Source organism: Clostridium sp. UBA7339, assembly GCF_002470865.1.
Classification (GTDB): Bacteria; Bacillota; Clostridia; order Clostridiales; family Clostridiaceae; genus Clostridium_J; species Clostridium_J sulfidigenes.
Map to the genome: position 1 here is coordinate 548,468 of NZ_DKPI01000014.1, position 20,727 is coordinate 569,194.

Consider the following 20,727-nt stretch of genomic DNA (forward strand, 5'->3'; position numbering starts at 1 on the left):
ATATAAATTTGGCTATCTAAAAGAACTAATACCATTAAATAAATTTACACTTATATTGCTAAGTGCAAATTTATTTTTATAGTATTAGATAATTATTTGAAGATAGCCTTTTTTATTAATTATTCAAACTGAGAATTATATAATTGACTATAAAAACCCTTTTGTTTTAATAACTCCACATGATTTCCTTGTTCAACTATATTCCCATTATTAACCACTAGAATATGATCTGCATTCCTTATGGTAGAAAGCCTATGTGCAATTACAAAGCAGGTTTTATCCTTCATTAAGTTTCTCATGGCTTGCTGAATTTGAACTTCTGTTCTAGTATCAACATTAGAAGTTGCTTCATCTAAAATAAGCATCTTTGCATCCAAAAGCATAGCCCTTGCTATGGTTAGCAATTGTTTTTGTCCTTTAGATACATTAGCTCCATCATCAGTAATTACTGTATCATAACCCTTAGGAAGTCTTTTTATATATGAATGAATTTTAGCTGCCTTAGCTGCTTCTACAACATCTTCCATAGTTGCATTTTCATTGCCATAAGCAATATTTTCAAATATACTTCCTTCAAATAGCCATGTATCTTGAAGTACCATAGCATAAGCTTTTCTTAAACTCTTACGTGTAACCTGTGATATTGAATTTTCATCTACCTTAATATCCCCTTCATTAACATCATAGAATCGCATGAGAAGATTAATTAAAGTAGTTTTTCCTGCCCCTGTAGGGCCTACTATAGCAATCATACTTCCAGCAGGTACATTCATACTAAGATTCTTAAGAATAATCTTATTCTTATTATATCCAAAGGAAATATTCTCTACCTTCACATTTCCTTCCATATCCACAAGCTCTTTAGCTCCTTCCTTATCTGCTAGCTCCGATAGCTCATCCATTAATTGAAAAATTCTTTCAGCAGCAGAAAGGGACGATTGAAATTCTCCCATGATATTAGCCGCTTCATTAATAGGTCCTGAAAATTTTCTAGAATACAGTACAAAGGAAGATATGTTTCCTAAAGTCATTTGTCCAAAAAGATACATAATAGCACCAAAAATACTGATAAGAGTTAGTGATAAATTATTCATAAAGTTAACTGAAGGACCAACCATAGAACCATAATAATCAGCACGATAATAAGCATTTACTGCTTCTTCATTTTTACTTGCAAATTTTTTCTTTGTGTTATCTTCTTGATGATAAGCCTTTAAAGTCTTTTGACCTGATACAAACTCCTCTACCATTCCATTAAGTTCCCCTAATTTTCTTGAACGATTACGAAACATTGGTCTTGTTACCCTAGTTATTCTTTTAGTAAGTATAATAGACATAGGAACTGTAAATACAAATACTAAAACTAACTTTTCAGATATCATAACCATAGACCCAAAGGATATAATCACAGTAATTATACTTGAGCAAATGCTCACTAAATCAGATGTTAAGGTAGAATTTAAAGTATCCACATCATAGGAAATTTTGCTTATGATATCTCCTGTTGCATGGGTATCAAAATATCCTACTGGAAGAGATAATAATCTATCAAATAAATCTTTTCTTAGTCTATAGGATATTCTCTTGCTAATTTCTAGCATAAGTACTGATAAAATATAAGCTAAAATAGAAGATAAAATGTAGAATCCAATCATAAGTCCACAGTAATAATATATCTTAGAAAAATTTACTGCCCCTCTTCCAACATTAATATTATCTATAGCATAACCTGATAACATTGGACCGATTAAGGCAAATACGTTAGAACCTATGGATAATATAATTGCTATGATAATTAATATCTTGTATTCAAATAAATAGGACATTACTCTTTTTAATGTATTCTTTTTTCTATCCTTCATAAATTAAAAATGTCCTCCTTTTTACTTTGATTTCCATAACTTATTCTCCCATCTGAGACTTATTAATTTCTTTATATACATCACAACTTTCAATAAGTTCTTCATGAGTTCCATACCCTACAACATAACCATCTTCTAATACACAGATGTGGTCTGCATTAAAAATTGAACTAATTCTTTGAGCAATCATTATAGTTGTAGTATCTTTAAAATGTTCTGTAAGATTTTTTCTTAGTACAGCGTCTGTCTTATAATCTAAAGCACTAGAAGAATCATCTAAAATTAATATTTCTGGGTGTGCTGCTATGGCTCTGGCTATAAGCATTCTTTGTTTTTGTCCACCACTTAAATCTGCACCTCTTACTGCAACTTTAGTATTAAAGCCTTCTGCCTTGCCTTCAATAAACTCAGTTGCCTTAGCATAATCTGCTGCTGATCTTATATCACTATTCTCTAGAGTTCTTCCAAACCTAATGTTTTCATAAATTGTATCCGTGCTTATAAAATCGTTTTGAAATACCACTCCAAACTTTTCTCTTAATTTTTTCATATTAATAGATCTAATATCTTGTCCATTTATATAAATAGAACCCTGATCTACATCATAAAATCTCATTAATAATTTAATTAAAGTAGATTTTCCTGAGCCTGTAGCCCCTATAATACCTAGAGTTTCACCTTTTTTAACTCCAAAGGTTATATTACTCACATTTTCTTCTTTATGATTATAAGAAAAAGAGACATTTCTAAATTCAATAGCATAATCTGTATTTATAATTGGTATGTTCCTAATTGGTAATTCTTCTTTCTCATTTAGTATTTCGGTAATACGCTTTGCGGAAGCACTTGCTTTGGAGTAATTAGTAAATACTCTAGAAATAAATAAAAGGGAATTTAATATTAAAGTTACATATGTTAAAAATGCAATTATTGCTCCTGGTTTAATGGCTCCACTATTTACTCTGTAAGCTCCAGCCAAAATAACAAATACTGTCCCCACATTTAAACAAAGATTCATTACTGGATTTAGTATAGCCATAACCATACCACTCTTCTTTTCTTGAATTACTGTAGCATCATTGCGAGCATTAAATCTTTCCTTCTCATGTTCTTCCTTTGATAAAGCCTTAATTACACGAATTCCTGTAACATCTTCACGAACTACACGTACAAAATCATCTACTTTTTTCTGAACAATTGAATACATAGGGATACCTACTTTTGATATGTACATAATAGTGATAAAAATAATAGGCATTACTGAAATCATTACTAAAGTTAGTAATGGATCTAATGTCAATGTTATAATTATTCCACCAATAAGCATTATTGGAGCCCTAATACCTAGTCTTTGCATCATTCCCACCATCTGATGGATGTTATAAGTATCCGTGGTAGCTCTAGAAATTAAAGAAGGTAGTGTAAAAGCATCCACTTGTCTATCAGAAAGACATATCATTTTAGAGAATAAATCATTTCTAACTCGCTCTGTGGTATCTCTTGCCACCTTTGAAGCCATTCTGTTAGCTAATATATTGAAAGTTACTGCACAAATGGCACATAAAAGCATAATTCCACCCCAAATTAAAATTAGAGATACCTGCTTTAATGGAATAATTTCATCAATCATATAAGACAAAATCCATGGAATTGCTAGTTCTACAATAGTTCCAGTAAACTTTATTGAAAATCCTATAAGCATGTTTACTCTATAAGGTTTTAAATACTTAAATATTTGCTTCATAATATTCCACCTTTAAGATATAATATATTTCGTTTTCCTAAATATATTATATCTTAAAGTTTTTAAAAAATCTATTTTAAAATTGAGAAATTTGCTTTAGCAATTTATAGTTCTAAAGGTTTACCTAATAATTTTTAGATGATAGAATAATAAGAATAAGGAGGTGCCATGTTGAGAGAAATAGATTATATGGCTATAGATGCTGCTAATAATCAGGATCTATTAAATAGTTTCATTGAGCAAAATGAATTGTTTATTTTGAAATGTACATCAAGAATAACCCGAAAATACATAACTAAAAGTGATGATGAATGGTCTGTTTCACTTCAGGCATTTGTACAAGCAATTAAAGGCTACGAATTAATTAAAGGAAATTTTCTCAGTTTTGCCGAGCTTATAATTCGTAGGCGTCTTATTGATTATCTTAGGCTTCAGAAGAAATATAACTTAGAATTGTCCGTAAATCCTGCCATATTTAATTGTCAGTTAGACGAAAATGAAAATGATAAAGATATTGCACTTGGACTTGCAGTAGCAGAAAAGATAATTCACCAAGAAAATTATACACTAAAATTTGAGATTGAAGCTGCAAATGAAGTATTTTTCTATTATGGCTTTTCTTTTTTAGATTTATCTATATGTTCACCTAAAGCTAAAAAGACAAAATCGTCCTGTGCAAAAGTTGTAGTATATTTACTCAATAACCCGATATTAATTAATGAATTACAAAGTTCAAAACAACTACCATTAAAAATAATTGAAAAAAATTTAAATGTACCCCGAAAAATATTAGAACGTCACCGAAAATATATAATAGCAGCAGTAGAGATACTATCCGGAGAGTATCCAAATCTAGCTTACTATTTCAGGTACATCAGAGAGGAGATTAATAAATGAAATCTGTTGTTGTAGAAATCAAGGCTGGCTATGCTGCAGTCCTTTCTGAAGATGGCTGCATATCAAAGGTAAAAGATAAAAATTATATCATTGGGCAGGTGATTGAAATGAAAAGTAGCAATTTAAAAAATATAAATAAATTAGTAATGTGTTCTGCTTTAACAGCTATGATTGCAATTGTAGGAGGCATAACACTATGGGCCTATAAAACACCTTACTCCTATGTGAGTTTAGATGTAAATCCTTCTATTGAATATTCTTTAAATCGTTTTGACAAGGTAATTAGTGTAACTGCAGTTAATGATGATGGTCAGGAAATTCTTAATGAACTTGAATTGAACAAGCTTGAAAATCAAAAAATTGAAGATGCAGTTGCTGAAACCGTTAATCAAATTAGTGAAGATGGTTATTTTGATAATAGCATTGATAATGACATTGATGGTGGAATTATTATTGCAACTTCTGGTGAAAATCAAGAAAAATCAGATGAACTTGCTGAAAAACTACAAGAAAGTTTAGAAACTGAAATTGAAGAAATAGGTGGAGATATTACCCTTGAAACTATAAGTGTTGGATTTGAACGAGTACAAAAAGCCAAAGAACTGGGTGTAACACCTGGTAAACTAAATTTAGTTGAAAAACTACAAAATAGTTCTTCAAATCCAGAAAGCATTATTCTTGAAGAGTGGTTAAACAAACCTGTTAAAGAAATTATGAGTGCTATCAAGGAAAATAAGAAAGCTAAAATAGAACAAACTGAAACTTCTGATGAAGATGAATCTACTGAAGAATCAACTACAGATAGTACAGAAGTGGCAGATGAAATAAAAACTGATAAAGCCCTAACTAAAGAAGCTGAAAATACCAATGATACTAAAGCTACTCAGGAAAGATCTAGCCAAAAATCTCAGAATAAAATAGAAAAAGCTACTAACAAGCTTGAAAAGACTGAGAATAAAGCTAATAAAAAATCTGAAGTAACTGAGAAAAAAAATAGCAACAATGCTGAAAAACCTAAAGAAAAAATACCTAACAAACCTGAGAAATCTAAAGAAAAAACACCTAATAAACCTGAAAATCCAGGAAAAAAGGGTAATTAAAAATCAAATAAAAACTAATAATAGTTTTTATATATATTACTTATATAACTAAAGATAAAAACATAATTTAAATAAACTAAAGATAAAAACATCGTAAAGTACGGAAAAATACAAAGAGTATGCCCCTAATGCCCCCATACTCTTTGTATTTTTTATATGCATATAAATACCTCTTAAACCCGCATGAACAGAACAACTATTTAACTAGTTAAATAGTTAAATATCTATATAGAATACTAATTTTATATTTGTATATTTATTTTACTGTTATTCTATTTTAGCATTATACCTAAAATATTCTTCTATACTATCAAAGCAAGTATCTATCATAAACTCTATTTCATCTTTACTTATTACATAAGGAGGTATGAAATAAAGTACATCACCTATAGCTCTTAATAGTAACCCTTTCTTCAATGCTATTTTATAAATCTCATAACCTACTCTACTTTGCCAAGAATATCTCTCCTTGGTACCTCTATCCTTTACTATTTCAATAGCAGTTATCATGCCTATACTTCTTACTTCTCCTATATGACTACAATTCTTTGCTCTTTCTATTGTAAGTTTTTCTATTAATCTTCCCTTAACTTTATTATTTTCTATTATATTTTCTTCTTCAAATATTTTTAGATTTTCTAAAGCAATAGCACAAGCCATAGCATTTCCTGCATAGGTATGACTATGTAAAAAAGATTTTCTTTCTGAGTAATCACCATAAAAACAATTATATATTTCATTAGTAGTCATAACTACAGACATTGGCATATATCCTGCAGAAATACCCTTTGAAAGGCACATAAAATCTGGGCTTATATCTGCATGATTACATGCAAACACCTCTCCTGTTCTTCCAAATCCCATGGCAATTTCGTCTACTATCAAATGTACATCATATTTATCACAAAGATTACGAAGCTTTTTAAGATAAATATGTGAATAAATTTTCATTCCTGCTGCACCTTGAACCATTGGCTCAACTATTACAGCACTTATCTCTTCATGATTTTCAACTAAACATTTTTCCATAGCTTCAAAGCATCTAGCACTACATTTATCTCTAGTACAACCATATTTACACCTATAACAATCTGGTCCATCAATCCTAAGAGTATCTAAAAGTAAGGGTTTATATATCATATTAAATGCATCAATATCACACACAGATAGAGCACCTAAAGTTTCTCCATGATAGGCATCACTTAAAGCTACAAATTTCTTCTTTTTAGTTTTATTTCTTTGCACATTATAGTGAAAGCTCATCTTTAAAGCTATTTCCACTGCAGAAGATCCATTATCTGAATAAAATACTTTATTTAATCCTTCTGGTGTTATGCTTACTAACTTTTCTGCTAAGTCAATAGCCGGTTTATTTGAAAAATTAGCAAAGATAACATGTTCTATTTCATCAATTTGATTCTTTATGGCTTTATTTATTCTTTTATTGCTATGGCCTAAGGTATTTGTCCACCAAGATGATATACAATCTAAATACTTGTTTCCATGAATATCATAAAGCCAAACACCTTCTCCTCTTTCAATAACTATAGGATTAAGCTCTTCGTAATCCTTCATCTGTGCACAAGGATGCCATATATATTCTAAATCTCTTTTTACATAATCCTTCATATAAACACCTACCCTTTACTACAATTCTTCCATCCATTCTATAATACTTTTATCATTAAAAATCCTTGATGCAGCAGTTCTTATATTATCTATATTACCTTTATCCAAGTTATCTATAGTTTTAAATTTACCTACAATAGAAATTCCAGTAAGTTTTTCTATAACCTTAATATTGTCTTTAGTTATATAATTGTCTTCATAATTATTTATAATAATTCCTTTTACTTTGATTCCCATGGACTCTATAAATTTCACAGTAAGTACTGTGTGGTTTATTGTTCCCACTCCACCTCTAGCTACAACCACGGTACTCATATTTAAATCCTTAATAAGGTCACCTAGTGTATATATTTCTTCATCCCTATTAATTAGAGGACATATTATACCACCACTACCTTCCGCAATTATAAAATCATATTTTTCTTTTAGCTTCTCAAATTTAGCCTTTATAATATTTAGATCTATAGGTTTATCTTCTATTTGGGCAGCTAAATGTGGAGATATGGCTGTCTTAAATATATATGGAGTTATATTTTCATAGGTTTCCTTTAATCCACTAACCTGGCTTACTAAGTCAGTATCCCCAGGAATCAGTTTATTACCGTCTTCTATAGCCCCACTTAAAGCTCCCTTAAAATATATTGCTCTGTGCCCTTTACTTCTAAGGATATGAAGCAGTCCTGCAGTTACAACAGTTTTTCCTACATCTGTATCCGTTCCAACTATAAATATACCCTTAGCCATTACTTCTAACCTTCAACTTTAGTTCACTTATCATTTTCTTATCATCACATATTTTATTACCAGAAGTGGTTAAATAATTTCCAGTAATAGTAGCATTTGCACCTGAGTTAAAGCATTCTTTCCCCAAATCCCTAATGAAATTTCTACCACCAGCTAATCTGATTAAAGCTTTAGGGTTTATAAACCTAAAAATAGCAATGGTCTTTAAAATATCATCTTGACTTAAATTTTTAGAATCTTCTAGGGGAGTACCTTTTACAGGATTAAGTACATTCACCGGAATAGACATAACCTTTAGTTCTTTCAATTCAAAAGCAAGATTGATTCTATCAACCCAACTTTCACCAAGTCCAATAATTCCTCCTGAACATACAGGTATACCTGCCTTCTGTGCAGCCTTTATGGTATCTATTCTTTCTGCATAACTATGAGTTGTACATATTTCCTTATAAAATTCCCTACTTGTTTCTAAGTTGTGATGATACATAGTTATTCCTCTTTCCTTTAACTTAAGTAGCTTGTCGTACTCAAGTATTCCTAAAGAGGCACATAATTTCATCTTTAGTTCTCTATTAAGTTTTTCATATATATCTAAAATTTTCTCAAAATCATTACTTGTAATACCCCTACCACTAGTAACTAAGGAGAATCTATTTACTCCCTCTGATTCATTTTCCTTTGCTAACTTTAATGCTACTTCCTTTGATACTAAATCATAGATTTCTGCATTAGTATTATAATGAACAGATTGAGCACAGAATTTACAATCTTCAGAACATCTACCTGACTTTGCATTCATGATAGAGCAAAGATCTACCTTATTACCACAAAAAGTTTTTCTTATATTATTAGCACTAAGACATAATTGTTCAATCTCATCATTATTTCTAAGCTCTGTTAATGTCATTGCTTCTTGAAAATTTATGTATTCACCTGATAAAATTCTTATCTCTAAATCCTTAATAAAACTTTTCATACTTCAAGCCTTCTTTCACTTTTATTAAATGTATCCAAACCTTTTGAATATAGGTACTATTTTTATTGCTACATACGCTGCTAAGGCTGTTAAAATCAAATCTCCAGATATGCATAGCACAAAGCCATTAAAAAATGCAAAATATAGTGACATTGGTTGTCCTAGATATAAGTTATAGCTAACATAAAGATATATAACTCCAAATAAATAAATAAAAAACAGTCCAGCTAAAAGCATCCCCATAGCTTTAATAAAACTTAATTCCTTAATCATTTCTCTTATCTTTCCTATGACATAAGCTGCCACTATAAATCCTATAAGATATCCAAAGGTAGGTTTAAATACATAGCTAAGCCCTCCCCCTTCAGTAAATACTGGTACACCTGCAAGTCCAACCATAACATAAATTATTTGGGATAGTGCGCCGAGTTTAGATCCTAAGATAACTCCTGCTAAAGCACAAAATAAGTATTGAAGAGTAAAAGGCACATAAGGTATTGGTATTTTAATAAATGCACCAATAGCACTTAAGGCTGCAAACATAGCTACTAAAATCAAATTTCTCGTATTCTTGGTAGTTTTCATAATTCTCTCCTTAGAATGTTTACTTTATAGTGAAATTATAATTAAGAATTCTTTTATTGTCAACCTATAAATTTATTATAGTTTACAATTTTGTTGTAGATATATTCCATTACCTGAACTAAAAATACATTAGGTATTATTAACAAGTACATAAAAATTAGAGAGCATGCTCTTTATATAGCAATGCTCTCTAATTTATCAAGTATTATATCTATTATTTTTCATAGGCTCTAATTCAAAATTCTTTTCTGATTTTCACCAAAAGTTTAGCCTGTACTTTAATATTTAACTAATTTTCAAGTAGCCTTTTTACTGGAACATAAATCTCCATAATCGTATCTGTTCGATAATGACAACGCTCATCATAAAATTCAAAATCTAATTTATCTTCGTCATATATATATCCACTATCTTTAAACCATTCTTCAAATATATATTTCCAAGTTTCTTTAATCACTTCTGAAAACTTATCTTGGTTAGGGTCTACAGTAACATCCACTGGAGGAGTTGTAAATACTGCATACTCCGCCTCTGGTACTTCCACTGTAATCATATCCTCTGTAACTTTAGAGAAATCCTCAACAATGACTCCTAAAAGATAGCATACATTTCCCCCTTTATCAGTTGGAACGCATAGACCAACTTCACCATGATTAGGAGGATTTAAGATTTTATACATCTTTGTTTCTAAATTTTCTCCATCATAATTGCTCCAAAATGATGCAATATCCTTTGTATAACTTGTTCCTCCAATATTAGTATTTATTCCATATCCAGCTACCTTAAAAGCTGGCTTTTTAACAATAACAGGCTTCATAATATAACCTCCAATTTTAAATGTTATTCCCTTATTGAAGTATCCATCCATTCTAGCTATATATTGTGTTGGACTATATCCAAAAGTTTTCCGAAAGGACTTTGAAAATCCACTAGGTGTTTCAAATCCATATTCAAGGGCAATATCAATAATTTTTCTTCCTTTAAATAGTTCTATTGCTGCTAATGATAGCTTACGTTTTCTAAGGTACTCCATTATAGATATACCTTTACATAAAGTAAAAACTCTACAAAAGTGGTTTACAGAATATCCCACATATTCAGCAACTTCACTCACAGTAATAACTTCCTTAATATTATTTTCTATAAATTCAATACACCTATCAATATCCTTACTGTAATTCACTTTTATCACGACCTTTTCCCTAGGGTATCTTTATTATATCAAGACTTTAAAATTTAAGCTGTTCCTAATTTGCTAAAATCTTAATCTATATAAAAAAAGTATGCTCATTTAAAAGCATACTTTCTATACATACTAATATTAATATTTATATTTGTCTATATGATTTCATTCTTCAATATTTTCTACAGCCCACTTATGCATAAGCTCCAATAAGGGAAGTAATGTCCTTCCCTTATCAGTAATAGAATATTCTACTTTGGGTGGAATCTGATGGTATTCCTCTCTATGAATTAATTTATCTCCTTCCAACTCCTTAAGCTGTTGAGATAACATTTTATGTGATATATTTGTTAGAGCTCTTTTTAACTCCCCATACCTCATTATACCTTTTGTAGATAAATACCAAAGAATAATAGGCTTCCACTTTCCTCCAATTAACTTTTGAGTATATTCTAATGGACACTTATATTTATTTTTATTTGTACCAGACATTTCAACATTACTCTCCTTTTATATAGTATCTTACACAAAAGTGCATACTATTAAAACTAATTACGCAAATATATAATTAGTATATAAAATAAATAAGTTTATTACAATCTACTTAAAATATAAGGAGTGTTTCTATGAAACTATTAGAAGTAATACAAAACAGAAGAAGTATAAGAAAATTTAAGCCCGATGAAGTACCTGAAGAGTACATTCACCAATTAATTGAAGCTGGAAGATTGGCACCTTCTGGTACAAATCTTCAACCTGCACGATATATAGTAATAAAAAGTGAGGAGGCAAGAACTAAGCTAAAAGATTGTACTCCTTTACCTTTTGTTTCTGCTGCTCCAGCTATAATTGCTTGTTGTGTTGATACTAATTCTATCACATCGACTGGAGAAAGAATGAAGGAACTTAAAGAAGCTCAAGCATTTGTTGATACCCCTCTAAATAATGCAGATGAAAATTATAATAAAGGGAAACAAAGCATTGATACTGCTTCCTTAAAAGCTTATCTAAACTTAAATGTAGCTATAGCTATTGATCATATCACTCTTAGAGCTACAGATTTAGGACTCGGAAGCTGTTGGGTTATGATGTTTGATAAAGAAAAAGTTAAAGCACTTCTAAATCTTGAAGACAGATATGATGTTTTGGCCTTATTACCTATAGGATATCCTGACCAAACTCCTAAGCAAAGACCAAGATTAGATTATAATGAAGTGCTTTTAAAAGAAATATAGTATTGAGTAATATAATTATTAAGACTTAATAGTTATATTAAATTTATCTATTCAACATATCTTCAAATATAATTAAAAGACTATATAAAAGTGAAATAGTAATATTACTATATCATTTTCATATAGCCTTTTATTTTTTATTTTATGTATTTAAAAGTAAATATTTACTTTTTAATATTTTAATAGTATATTATATTATAAGTGGTATAGTTTTTATGTGAACTTGTTTATATGAAAATAGAAACTTGTAGAAAGGATAATGTTATGGATAATTCACTCCTTCTCAATAGAGAAAAACTTATGGAAAAAATTCAATGCTATATTATTGATAGTAATTTATTACCTAATACCAAACTTCCTTCCGAAAGAGAATTTTGTAGTATGTGGGATTGTAATAGAACTACCTTAAAAAAAGCTATAGACCAATTAATTAATCATGGTAAATTATATAAAAAGAAAGGCTCAGGAACTTTTTTATCAGAGCCTAAACTTGAAAAAAATTTACAAAGTCTAAACTCTTTCCATGAATTTATAGATGAAAATTCTTTAAATTTATCTACCAAATTACTTTCATTAAAGCTATTAAATGATAATACTTTAGCCTATGAAAACCTAAAGGAAAGTTCTAATAACAATTTATGTGAACTAATTAGATTAAGATCAGTAGACTCCGTGCCCTTTGCTATAGAAAATAGTTATCTATCTTCCAAATATTATGATGAGCTAATTAGAAAAGATTTTGAAAAAACTTCTTTATATGAGGTTTTAAAAAAGGATTTTAATCTAAATTTAAAGAGTGGTTGGGAAGAAATATCCATGACCTATGCTACAGCCTTAGAATCAGAACTTTTAAAAGTTGAAGAAGGTTTCCCCCTTTTCTACCTCAAGGGTACTGTTCTAGAAGAAAAAGGTTTTCCCGTAGAATTTTTCTACTCTGTAATACGTGCAGATAGAGTGAAACTAAAAAGTGTATTAACAAGATAGGAGTTGATTATATTGAAAATAGCTACTGTAGGTGACAATTGTATGGATGTATATTTAAACTTAGGTAAAAGTTATCCTGGTGGAAATCCCGTAAATGTAGCAGTATATATGAAAGAATTAAATGAAATCTCTTCCTATGTTGGAGTGGTTGGTAATGATAAATATGGAGAATTAATGATTAATTCCATTAATTCTAAAGGGGTAGATACTTCTCATGTTCGGGTATTAGAAGGAGCTACAGCTATAACAGAGGTTGCATTAATAAATGGAGATAGAGTCATGGGAAATTATTATGAAGGTGTATTAAGTAAATTTACACTTACTAATGACGATTTAGATTTCATTTGTAACCATGATCTTTTTCATACAGCCTATTGGGGTAAAACTGAAAACTACCTTTGCCACATCAAAGAAAAAAATATTCCTATTTCTTTTGATTATGCTACTAAATTAGAAGACTCTCTTATTAATAAAACTATCCATTATGTAGACTATGCATTTTTTTCTTATTCTAAAAGAGATTACTATATAGAAAATTTTATGAAGGATATTCATAGTAAAGGACCTAAAATAGTAGTTGTAACTCTTGGCGATAAGGGCAGTGTTGCCTACAATGGTAAAGAATTTATTTTTCAAGACATCATAGAAACAAAGGTCGTTGACACTTTAGGTGCTGGAGACTCTTTCATAGCAGGTTTTTTAAAGGGTATTCTTAATAAAAGCTCCATAAATGAATCTATGCTTCTTGGTGCTAAAACTGCATCTAAAACCTTAAAATATTTTGGTGCTTGGTAATGACTGAGAATAATTCAAAAAAACAACTAAGTGGTTCCTCTCCTTTATATGCTCAACTAAGGGACATTCTAAGAAATAAAATTATCAGTGGTGAATTTAAGGTTGGTACAGCAATTCCCTCTGAAAATGAATTATCTAATACCTATGGAATAAACCGTCTAACAGTACGTAATGCTATATCCATTCTTATCCGTGAAGGATTGTTAAAGAGTATTAAAGGTAAGGGGGTATTTGTTCTTAATTCTAAAATTGAAAGAGACTTATACACCTTAAGAGGTTTTACTAAAACTATGAAGGATAAAAATACACCTTCAAAAACCACTATACTAAATAAAACTACCAAGCCTGCTGGGAAACTTTTGAGTAAAAAATTCAATATAAATGAAGATGATGATATTTATGTTATAAAGAGACTGTGTTATGCCAACAAAGAACCTATATCCATAGAATATATTCATATTCCCAAATATATACTACCTAATTTAGGTGAAATTAACCTATCTTTTTTTTCAATATATGAACTCTTTGAAGTTTATAATATAAACCTTGTTACTGCAGATGAAACCTTGGAAATCGTTCGACTAGATGATAAGAATAGCAAACTTTTATCTCTAGATACCCCTTCATGGGTAATGTTATTTGAGTGTACTAGCTATGATAATACTGGAAGAGTTATAGAATTTACAAAGACCTATACAAGAGGAGATAAATGTAACTATAATGTACATTTTAATAAATAATATAGAAAGAAGGTATTTATATGTTAAATATTGATAAGTCCACTGTAGATTTTCTTGTTACAGAAAACATGGTTACGGAAATTGAAAAAGTATTAGAAAAGGACGTTCCTAAAATTAGAACCATAGTTGATGAAATGGTTAAAAGAGGAATTAACAAAGTTTATTTTACAGCTTGTGGTTCACCTCTTTGTGCTTGTGAAACTGCTTCTATGTTATTTGAAAAATACTCAAATATTACTTCTAAAGCTTATAGTGGCTATGACTTTTTAGATTTTACACCTTATAATTTAGATGAAAAAACAGCAGTGATTGCTCTATCTCAATCTGGAAACACTGAAGAAGTAGTAGAAGCTTTAAAAAAGGCTAAAGCTACTGGTGCCCTTACTGTCAGCGTTACTCGTGATCCTTCTGGAAACTTATTAGCCCCTGTAGGTGACTATTTAGTAGCCTATGAAGCTGAATGCATCTGGGAAATTCACTTATTAATTACTTATACCTTTGCATTAGAACTTATCAATAAAGTTACACCAAGCCTTGAAATTACTAGAATTCAAGAAGACATATTAAAACTTCCTAACCTTTTAGGAACATTAGTAACAAGTTGGGAATCTAAAGGACGAACCCTCGGTGAAAAAGCTTCTAATTGGGATATAATATATACTGTGGCTGCAGGTCCACTAACTCCTTTAGCCTATAAAGAAGGAGTTATTACAATGATGGAATTTGCTTGGACTCATGGAGCAAATATAAATAGTAGTGAATTCCGCCATGGACCTTTAGAAATTGTTGAAGAAGGAGTACCTTTTATTTTTCTATTAGGTACAGATGAATCTAGACACACTACTGAAAGAACTATAAATTTTGTTAAGAAATTAGATAAGGATTATATTGTCTTTGATTATAAAGAAATAGCTAAAGACCTTCATCCTATGCTATCACCTTTTGTACTTTTTGTCCCTCTTGAGTGGTTTTTCTATTATCTTTCAATTTATAAAGATCACAATCCAGATGATAGAAGATATTATGGAGGTATTGTTAAATACTAAAAATAAGGATGTGATTATTCATGAGCGAATATAAAAAATGTAACTGCGATAATTGTCTTCATAAATTATGTGTAGAAAGAGTTCCAATTTTCTCTGGTTTAAATTCTGAAGAATTAAGTAAAGTAGCTACCTTAATTGTAAAAAAGCAATATGAAAAAGGTGAGCTAATTATAATGGAAGAAAGTTATTTAGAAAATCTAATCATTATAGATAATGGTAAGGTAAAAGTATTTCGTTATACTATTGAAGGCAAAGAGCAGATTCTATATATATTTGATCACGGTGACTTCTTTGGTGAAAAAAATCTCTTAAATAATCAACAATCTACCTATAATGTTGAAGCATTAGAAACTACTTATATTTGCATGATAAATAAAAATGACTTTCAAAAACTTTTAATTAATTATCCTAAAATAGGGATTAAAATCATAGAAGAATTATGTAGTCGAATGGATAAAATAGAGAGCTCAGTGCAAAATATGGGTACTAAAAACATAGAGTGGCGTATAAATTCACTACTTCTTGACTTTGCAGAAAGGTATGGTAAAAAACATCCTAATGGTGTTATTGTAGAGCTCCCATTAAGCCGTGAAGGAATAGCTAATTATATAGGTACTGCTAGAGAAACGGTTAGTAGGAAATTAAGCGTACTACAAAATGAAGGTGTCATTGATATGATAGGAAATAAACAGATTTTGATACGAGATATAGATGCTTTAATGAATTAAAAAATAAAAATAATTAGATAGTTTGTTTTAAAACTATGACTCCAGTCACAGAATATTTTATATAACTAATATATTATAGAGTTATAAACAAGAAATCTTTAAATAACACTGTATTGGAGGAATATATATGAATAAATTTAATAGTTCTCAAACCGTAGGAGAAATTGTTTCAATTGTGCCTAAGGCTAGTGAAATTTTCAAACAATATAAAATTGATTTTTGCTGTGGAGGTAATAGACCCCTTGAAGAGGTACTCTATGAATTACATCTTGATGAAAATCTAATATTAAATAAAATAAATGAGATTTTTGAAGAAAGTAATAATACAAAAGAAGTATTCATAGATTTTAGGGCATTGACATCAAGTGAATTAATTGACCATATTGAAAATACTCATCATGCCTATACTAAGAGAGTACTTCCTGAATTAGGAGAGTTAACAACAAAAATAATGAGAGTTCATGGTATAAACCATAATGTACTATTCAGAGTCCATAAGCTCTTTTCAATGCTTAAAACTGAGTTAGAGCAACATTTGCTTAAAGAAGAACAAATTCTTTTCCCATTAATTAAAGAATATGATAAAAATCCAAGTGTTAATCAACTTCAAAAAATTAATGAAGTAATTAATGAAATCGAAGAGGAGCATGAAGGTGCTGGAGATATTTTAAAGGAACTTAGAAAAATTACCAATGATTTCAAAGTTCCTAATGACGGTTGTAATACCTATGTTATAACCTTTAAAATTATTGAAGAACTAGAGAGTGATTTATTCCAGCATATTCACCTTGAAAACAATATTCTATTTAAGAGAATGAACTTGGATATTAACAAACATCAATAAGTAACTTTCTTAAAATAAAAAAATTTACAAGCCTAAGGATAATTTATTTCCTTAGGCTTTTTATCATTTTATTCCATACTTGTTTTATATCTTTACATTTTCTCTGATTTCTTATTTATTTAAAAGAGCTTTATCTGGAGTTACAAGAATTTTCACATGTTTTTTCTTTTCAGGACCGGTCAAAGCTCCAAATCCTTCTTCAACTATATCTTCAAGTGCTATTTTCTTAGTTATATATCCTTCTGCCTTAATTCTTCCATCGCTCATTTGCGCAATTGTTGCTGGAAACTCATGTCTATAGGCTAAAGTTCCTACTATTTTCTTTTCAGAAAATACTAAGACATTAGGGTTAAAGTTTATTTCATCTTCCCAAATACTTGTTATTACCATAACTCCTTCATATTTTAGACTATCTATGCCTATATCAAAGCCTATCTTTGCTCCTGTAGTTTCAAAGGCAACATCTACACCTGTTCCACCAGTGAGTTTTTTAACCTCCATAGCTATATCAACTTCATTTGGATCAAGAACAACATCTGCTCCTGCCCTCTTTGCATATTCCTGTCTTATTGATTTTCTTTGTAACACTACTACTAATTTTGCTCCTGCTGCTTTTAAGCATTCAATAGTTGCAAGACCTATTGGTCCTGAACCAAGTACTATGGCAGTATCTCCTGTTTTAAAATTAGCAATTCTAATAGAATGAAGTGCTACCGCCATTGGTTCTACTAAAGCTCCTTGTTCATAAGTCATCCCCTCTGGCATTTTATGCACATATTCTTCTGGAAATACAGTATATTCTGCAAGTCCTCCACCACTACCACAAAGTCCGTGAAATCCTAATGAAGAGCACAGATTGTATTTACCTTCTCTACATGCTGGACATTCTCCACAAGCCACTATAGGTTCTACAATAACTCTATCACCTATTTCAAACTTTGTTACTCCTTCTCCTACTTCTACAACTTCCCCTGAAAATTCGTGCCCTAGAACTACTGGTGCTATATTCCCACTTAAAGGATGAGGTTGTCCAACAGGTATAAAAATAGGTCCTCCTAAATATTCATGCAAATCTGAACCACATATTCCACACCATTTAACTTTAATTTTTATATTTCCTTTAGTAACCTTTGGTTCATCTACCTCTTCAACTCTAATATCTTTCTTAGCATACCATAATGCTGCTTTCATAATAAAAGTACCTCCTAAAAAATATAATCTAATATATTGTTAATATTCTCACATATTTATTATGCAAGACTTATGCCAAAATCATTGTTTAAAATACTTTTTAAAACATTATTCATCCTATTTTGCCTGCAGCTATGAAAATGACTACATTGAGTCCCATTCTACATTTCTAATTAAATTTACTTTAAACCTTATTCAAAAATTTAATTTATATAGCAAACTAAAAAATCTCAAAATGATACACAACTCAGTGTCTCATCTTGAGATTTACTATTTTAAATTCTCATTTTGATACATATATAATTCTAATCATTGATAATAAAAAAACAAAGTAATTTATAGGTCATTTATGTTATATTTTTTTATCTTTCTATAAATAGTAGCTCTACTTATACCTAGCATTTCCGCAGACTTTAATATGTTACCTCCGCAAAAGTTAATAGCTTTTATTATACTTTCTCTTTCTAAAATATCTATAGGTACTATTTCATCTACATCACTTGCTTTCTCATTATTAAAATTAGCTTCTATTATTTGTGACTTTTCCAAAGATTGTACACAAATTATATCCTTTTCACTAGAATAATAATCCCTTTCTATAGCATTTCTAAGTTCTCTTACATTTCCAGGCCAATCATGTTTTTTTAGTTCATTTATATAATCTGTTGTTATTAGTTTATATTTAGCTTTATTTTTAAAATTAAGACTATTAACAAAGTGTCTTGCTAGTGTCTCTATATCTTCCTTTCTTTCCTTCAAAGGGATGGTTTTTATATTCATTACATTTAACCTGTAATACAAATCTTCTCTAAAAGCTTTTTTACTTATCTCTTCTTTTAACTCTTTATTAGTTGCTCCTATTATTCTTACATCTAATTTCTTTTCGTAATTTCCGCCTACTCTAACTATGGTATTGTTATCTAAAACTCTTAATAATTTCGATTGCATATCTAAAGGAAGTTCTCCTAATTCATCTAAGAAAATTGTTCCACCATCTGCTAATTCAAATTTCCCTGGATGTCCCTCTTTAGCAGCTCCAGTAAAAGCGCCCTTATCATAACCAAAAAATTCACTTTCCATTAGATCTCTAGGAATTGAAGCACAGTTTACAGCTACAAAAGGTCCATCACTTCTTTGACTATAATTATGTATAGCTTGAGCTACCAGTTCTTTTCCCGTACCGCTAGGTCCTTCTATTAATATATTGCAATCACTTCTTGAAGCCCTTTTTGCAAAATTTATCATATTTATCATTTTATCGTTACTAGTTACAATGTCTTTAAACTTATAGTTAGCCTTATATCCTACCACTTTATTTACAAACCTATGTACAGATTTACTTTCTCTAAAAGTTATAACTACTCCCATGGACCTATTATTAACATTCATAGGTACAACATTTAATATACATTTTATTCTTTTATTATTAATATTAAAGTCACATTCTATGTTATTATACGTTTCCTCATAATTTTCTATAATGTAATCAAAATTTAAATTACCTAGAGCTTCTTTTATATTTATTTCAAATATTTCATCTTGATTCATATCTAAAATATTTTCTGCTCTATGATTCACTCTCTTAATATTAAATTTTTCATCTATTACTATCATTCCCTCTACAATGGAATCAAAAGTTATATTTAATAAATTATAGGATAATATAAGTTCTAACTGTTTCTTTATGGATTCAGCTGCTGCAATAACTATTCCTAAAGTATGCAGATGTGCATCCTTGCATATGCCAGACATATTTATACACCCTATTATTTTCCCATCACTATCATGTATAGGTGCTGATGAACACGTCCAAGAATGTTGTTGTATACCATAATGCTCAGCCCCAATAGTTTGAATTGGTTTATTTAGATATAAGCAAGTTCCTATAGCATTAGTTCCTACTGCTTTTTCTGACCATAAGGCTCCCTTTGTAAATCTTAAATCCCTAGCTTTTTCTAAAATACTATCATCACCAATAACATCTATTATATATCCATCTTTATCTGCAAGGAATAAAGCAAAGCCTGAACCTGATATGGTGTTATACAAATTCTCCATTATAGAATGTGCTACTGAAACTAAATCTATATTCTCTTTAACTTTAATTCCTACAGGAGCTTTATATTTCTCAACACCTCTTCCATCCATATAGTCTACATTATACTCTTTACATCTTATCCATGAATCTCTTATATCTTTTTTAACTTTTTTATTATCTATACCGTATTTCACAAATTCATTCCATGCTTTTGTAATTAATTCCGTATAATTATCCATTCTTACACTCCCACCCCTTAAGAAATATATACTTAAAACAATAAATTTATTATTTTAGTATTTGTTTTATATCACCATAGAAAAAATATATAACTGTACTTTATAGCCGTATCCATAAACCCATCCTCGTTTTTTTTTATATTTCCCTAATGACTTAACTTCCCTAA

General features: G+C 29.8%; 19 protein-coding genes. 9 read left to right on the top strand and 10 right to left on the bottom strand.

All coding sequences use genetic code 11. The annotated features are described in order from the left end of the window. Positions 1–119: 119 nt before the first annotated feature. Positions 120–1,862, bottom strand: coding sequence for an ABC transporter ATP-binding protein (locus B2S02_RS16855; protein ID WP_346876610.1), 1,743 nt, complete (start codon positions 1,860–1,862; stop codon positions 120–122). A gap of 40 nt (positions 1,863–1,902) precedes the next feature. After that, positions 1,903–3,606 carry an ABC transporter ATP-binding protein gene (locus tag B2S02_RS16860; protein WP_346876611.1) on the bottom strand — a complete coding sequence of 568 codons (1,704 nt, stop codon included), beginning with the start codon at positions 3,604–3,606 and terminating at the stop codon, positions 1,903–1,905. Between the two features lie 171 nt (positions 3,607–3,777). On the opposite strand from B2S02_RS16860, the gene B2S02_RS16865 reads away from it, so the two are divergent. Next, the gene (locus B2S02_RS16865) at positions 3,778–4,503 is read left to right on the top strand and encodes a hypothetical protein (RefSeq protein WP_346878201.1); all 726 of its coding nucleotides are present in this window, start codon (positions 3,778–3,780) and stop codon (positions 4,501–4,503) included. Further along, complete coding sequence (locus tag B2S02_RS16870; protein WP_346921052.1) at positions 4,500–5,603, top strand: anti-sigma-I factor RsgI family protein; 1,104 nt, start codon at positions 4,500–4,502, stop codon at positions 5,601–5,603. The genes B2S02_RS16865 and B2S02_RS16870 overlap by 4 nt, the downstream gene beginning before the upstream one ends. A 267-nt stretch (positions 5,604–5,870) precedes the next feature. Here the strand turns inward: B2S02_RS16870 and bioA are convergent, their stop codons facing one another. The 6 genes from bioA to B2S02_RS16900 all read right to left on the bottom strand — a co-directional run bounded on the left by bioA (position 5,871) and on the right by B2S02_RS16900 (position 11,212). Continuing rightward, the gene (gene bioA / locus B2S02_RS16875) at positions 5,871–7,232 is read right to left on the bottom strand and encodes an adenosylmethionine--8-amino-7-oxononanoate transaminase (RefSeq protein ID WP_346847594.1); all 1,362 of its coding nucleotides are present in this window, start codon (positions 7,230–7,232) and stop codon (positions 5,871–5,873) included. 18 nt (positions 7,233–7,250) lie between these two features. Then, positions 7,251–7,976 (bottom strand): dethiobiotin synthase, encoded by a 726-nt coding sequence (gene bioD, locus B2S02_RS16880; RefSeq protein ID WP_346847595.1) that lies wholly within the window; start codon positions 7,974–7,976, stop codon positions 7,251–7,253. Further along, positions 7,969–8,952 carry a biotin synthase BioB gene (gene bioB / locus B2S02_RS16885; RefSeq protein WP_346921053.1) on the bottom strand — a complete coding sequence of 328 codons (984 nt, stop codon included), beginning with the start codon at positions 8,950–8,952 and terminating at the stop codon, positions 7,969–7,971. The genes bioD and bioB overlap by 8 nt, the downstream gene beginning before the upstream one ends. A 24-nt stretch (positions 8,953–8,976) precedes the next feature. Continuing rightward, on the bottom strand, positions 8,977–9,537 hold the full coding sequence (locus B2S02_RS16890) for a biotin transporter BioY (RefSeq protein ID WP_346878199.1): 561 nt from the start codon (positions 9,535–9,537) through the stop codon (positions 8,977–8,979). A gap of 289 nt (positions 9,538–9,826) precedes the next feature. Continuing rightward, on the bottom strand, positions 9,827–10,720 hold the full coding sequence (locus B2S02_RS16895; protein WP_346878198.1) for an AraC family transcriptional regulator: 894 nt from the start codon (positions 10,718–10,720) through the stop codon (positions 9,827–9,829). Positions 10,721–10,885: 165 nt separating this feature from the next. Then, entirely contained in the window at positions 10,886–11,212 is a 327-nt protein-coding gene (locus B2S02_RS16900; RefSeq protein ID WP_346847599.1) for a helix-turn-helix domain-containing protein, read from the bottom strand. A 134-nt stretch (positions 11,213–11,346) separates the two neighbouring features. Between B2S02_RS16900 and B2S02_RS16905 the strand changes: the two genes are divergently transcribed. The 7 genes from B2S02_RS16905 (at position 11,347) to ric (ending at position 17,092) form a co-directional block, all read left to right on the top strand. Then, entirely contained in the window at positions 11,347–11,955 is a 609-nt protein-coding gene (locus tag B2S02_RS16905; RefSeq protein ID WP_346878197.1) for a nitroreductase family protein, read from the top strand. 231 nt (positions 11,956–12,186) lie between these two features. Further along, complete coding sequence (locus tag B2S02_RS16910) at positions 12,187–12,939, top strand: GntR family transcriptional regulator (protein WP_346878196.1); 753 nt, start codon at positions 12,187–12,189, stop codon at positions 12,937–12,939. 12 nt (positions 12,940–12,951) lie between these two features. Further along, on the top strand, positions 12,952–13,734 hold the full coding sequence (gene frlD, locus B2S02_RS16915; protein WP_346921054.1) for a fructoselysine 6-kinase: 783 nt from the start codon (positions 12,952–12,954) through the stop codon (positions 13,732–13,734). Beyond that, on the top strand, positions 13,734–14,474 hold the full coding sequence (locus tag B2S02_RS16920) for a GntR family transcriptional regulator (protein ID WP_346878194.1): 741 nt from the start codon (positions 13,734–13,736) through the stop codon (positions 14,472–14,474). The genes frlD and B2S02_RS16920 overlap by 1 nt, the downstream gene beginning before the upstream one ends. A 20-nt stretch (positions 14,475–14,494) precedes the next feature. Then, on the top strand, positions 14,495–15,520 hold the full coding sequence (gene frlB, locus B2S02_RS16925) for a fructoselysine 6-phosphate deglycase (protein WP_346878193.1): 1,026 nt from the start codon (positions 14,495–14,497) through the stop codon (positions 15,518–15,520). Between the two features lie 20 nt (positions 15,521–15,540). Next, positions 15,541–16,248 carry a Crp/Fnr family transcriptional regulator gene (locus B2S02_RS16930; protein ID WP_346921055.1) on the top strand — a complete coding sequence of 236 codons (708 nt, stop codon included), beginning with the start codon at positions 15,541–15,543 and terminating at the stop codon, positions 16,246–16,248. Between the two features lie 127 nt (positions 16,249–16,375). Further along, on the top strand, positions 16,376–17,092 hold the full coding sequence (gene ric, locus B2S02_RS16935) for an iron-sulfur cluster repair di-iron protein (RefSeq protein ID WP_346878191.1): 717 nt from the start codon (positions 16,376–16,378) through the stop codon (positions 17,090–17,092). A 111-nt stretch (positions 17,093–17,203) separates the two neighbouring features. Here the strand turns inward: ric and B2S02_RS16940 are convergent, their stop codons facing one another. Next, positions 17,204–18,283: a 2,3-butanediol dehydrogenase gene (locus B2S02_RS16940; protein WP_346847607.1), complete on the bottom strand. Its 1,080-nt coding sequence runs from the start codon at positions 18,281–18,283 to the stop codon at positions 17,204–17,206. A gap of 336 nt (positions 18,284–18,619) precedes the next feature. After that, positions 18,620–20,560: a sigma-54-dependent Fis family transcriptional regulator gene (locus tag B2S02_RS16945; RefSeq protein WP_346876618.1), complete on the bottom strand. Its 1,941-nt coding sequence runs from the start codon at positions 20,558–20,560 to the stop codon at positions 18,620–18,622. Between the last annotated feature and the right edge of the window lie 167 nt (positions 20,561–20,727).

Excerpts from the sequence above, each read along its gene's own strand:
- B2S02_RS16920 (WP_346878194.1), top strand. The coding sequence starts at position 13,734 with ATGACTGAGAATAATTCAAAAAAACAACTAAGTGGTTCCTCTCCTTTA.
- B2S02_RS16910 (WP_346878196.1), top strand. The coding sequence starts at position 12,187 with ATGAAAATAGAAACTTGTAGAAAGGATAATGTTATGGATAATTCACTC.
- B2S02_RS16870 (WP_346921052.1), top strand. The coding sequence starts at position 4,500 with ATGAAATCTGTTGTTGTAGAAATCAAGGCTGGCTATGCTGCAGTCCTT.
- B2S02_RS16855 (WP_346876610.1), bottom strand. The coding sequence starts at position 1,862 with ATGAAGGATAGAAAAAAGAATACATTAAAAAGAGTAATGTCCTATTTA.
- frlB (WP_346878193.1), top strand. The coding sequence starts at position 14,495 with ATGTTAAATATTGATAAGTCCACTGTAGATTTTCTTGTTACAGAAAAC.
- B2S02_RS16940 (WP_346847607.1), bottom strand. The coding sequence starts at position 18,283 with ATGAAAGCAGCATTATGGTATGCTAAGAAAGATATTAGAGTTGAAGAG.
- B2S02_RS16905 (WP_346878197.1), top strand. The coding sequence starts at position 11,347 with ATGAAACTATTAGAAGTAATACAAAACAGAAGAAGTATAAGAAAATTT.
- B2S02_RS16945 (WP_346876618.1), bottom strand. The coding sequence starts at position 20,560 with ATGGATAATTATACGGAATTAATTACAAAAGCATGGAATGAATTTGTG.
- B2S02_RS16900 (WP_346847599.1), bottom strand. The coding sequence starts at position 11,212 with ATGTCTGGTACAAATAAAAATAAATATAAGTGTCCATTAGAATATACT.
- ric (WP_346878191.1), top strand. The coding sequence starts at position 16,376 with ATGAATAAATTTAATAGTTCTCAAACCGTAGGAGAAATTGTTTCAATT.
- B2S02_RS16860 (WP_346876611.1), bottom strand. The coding sequence starts at position 3,606 with ATGAAGCAAATATTTAAGTATTTAAAACCTTATAGAGTAAACATGCTT.
- B2S02_RS16890 (WP_346878199.1), bottom strand. The coding sequence starts at position 9,537 with ATGAAAACTACCAAGAATACGAGAAATTTGATTTTAGTAGCTATGTTT.
- bioB (WP_346921053.1), bottom strand. The coding sequence starts at position 8,952 with ATGAAAAGTTTTATTAAGGATTTAGAGATAAGAATTTTATCAGGTGAA.
- B2S02_RS16930 (WP_346921055.1), top strand. The coding sequence starts at position 15,541 with ATGAGCGAATATAAAAAATGTAACTGCGATAATTGTCTTCATAAATTA.
- bioD (WP_346847595.1), bottom strand. The coding sequence starts at position 7,976 with ATGGCTAAGGGTATATTTATAGTTGGAACGGATACAGATGTAGGAAAA.
- bioA (WP_346847594.1), bottom strand. The coding sequence starts at position 7,232 with ATGAAGGATTATGTAAAAAGAGATTTAGAATATATATGGCATCCTTGT.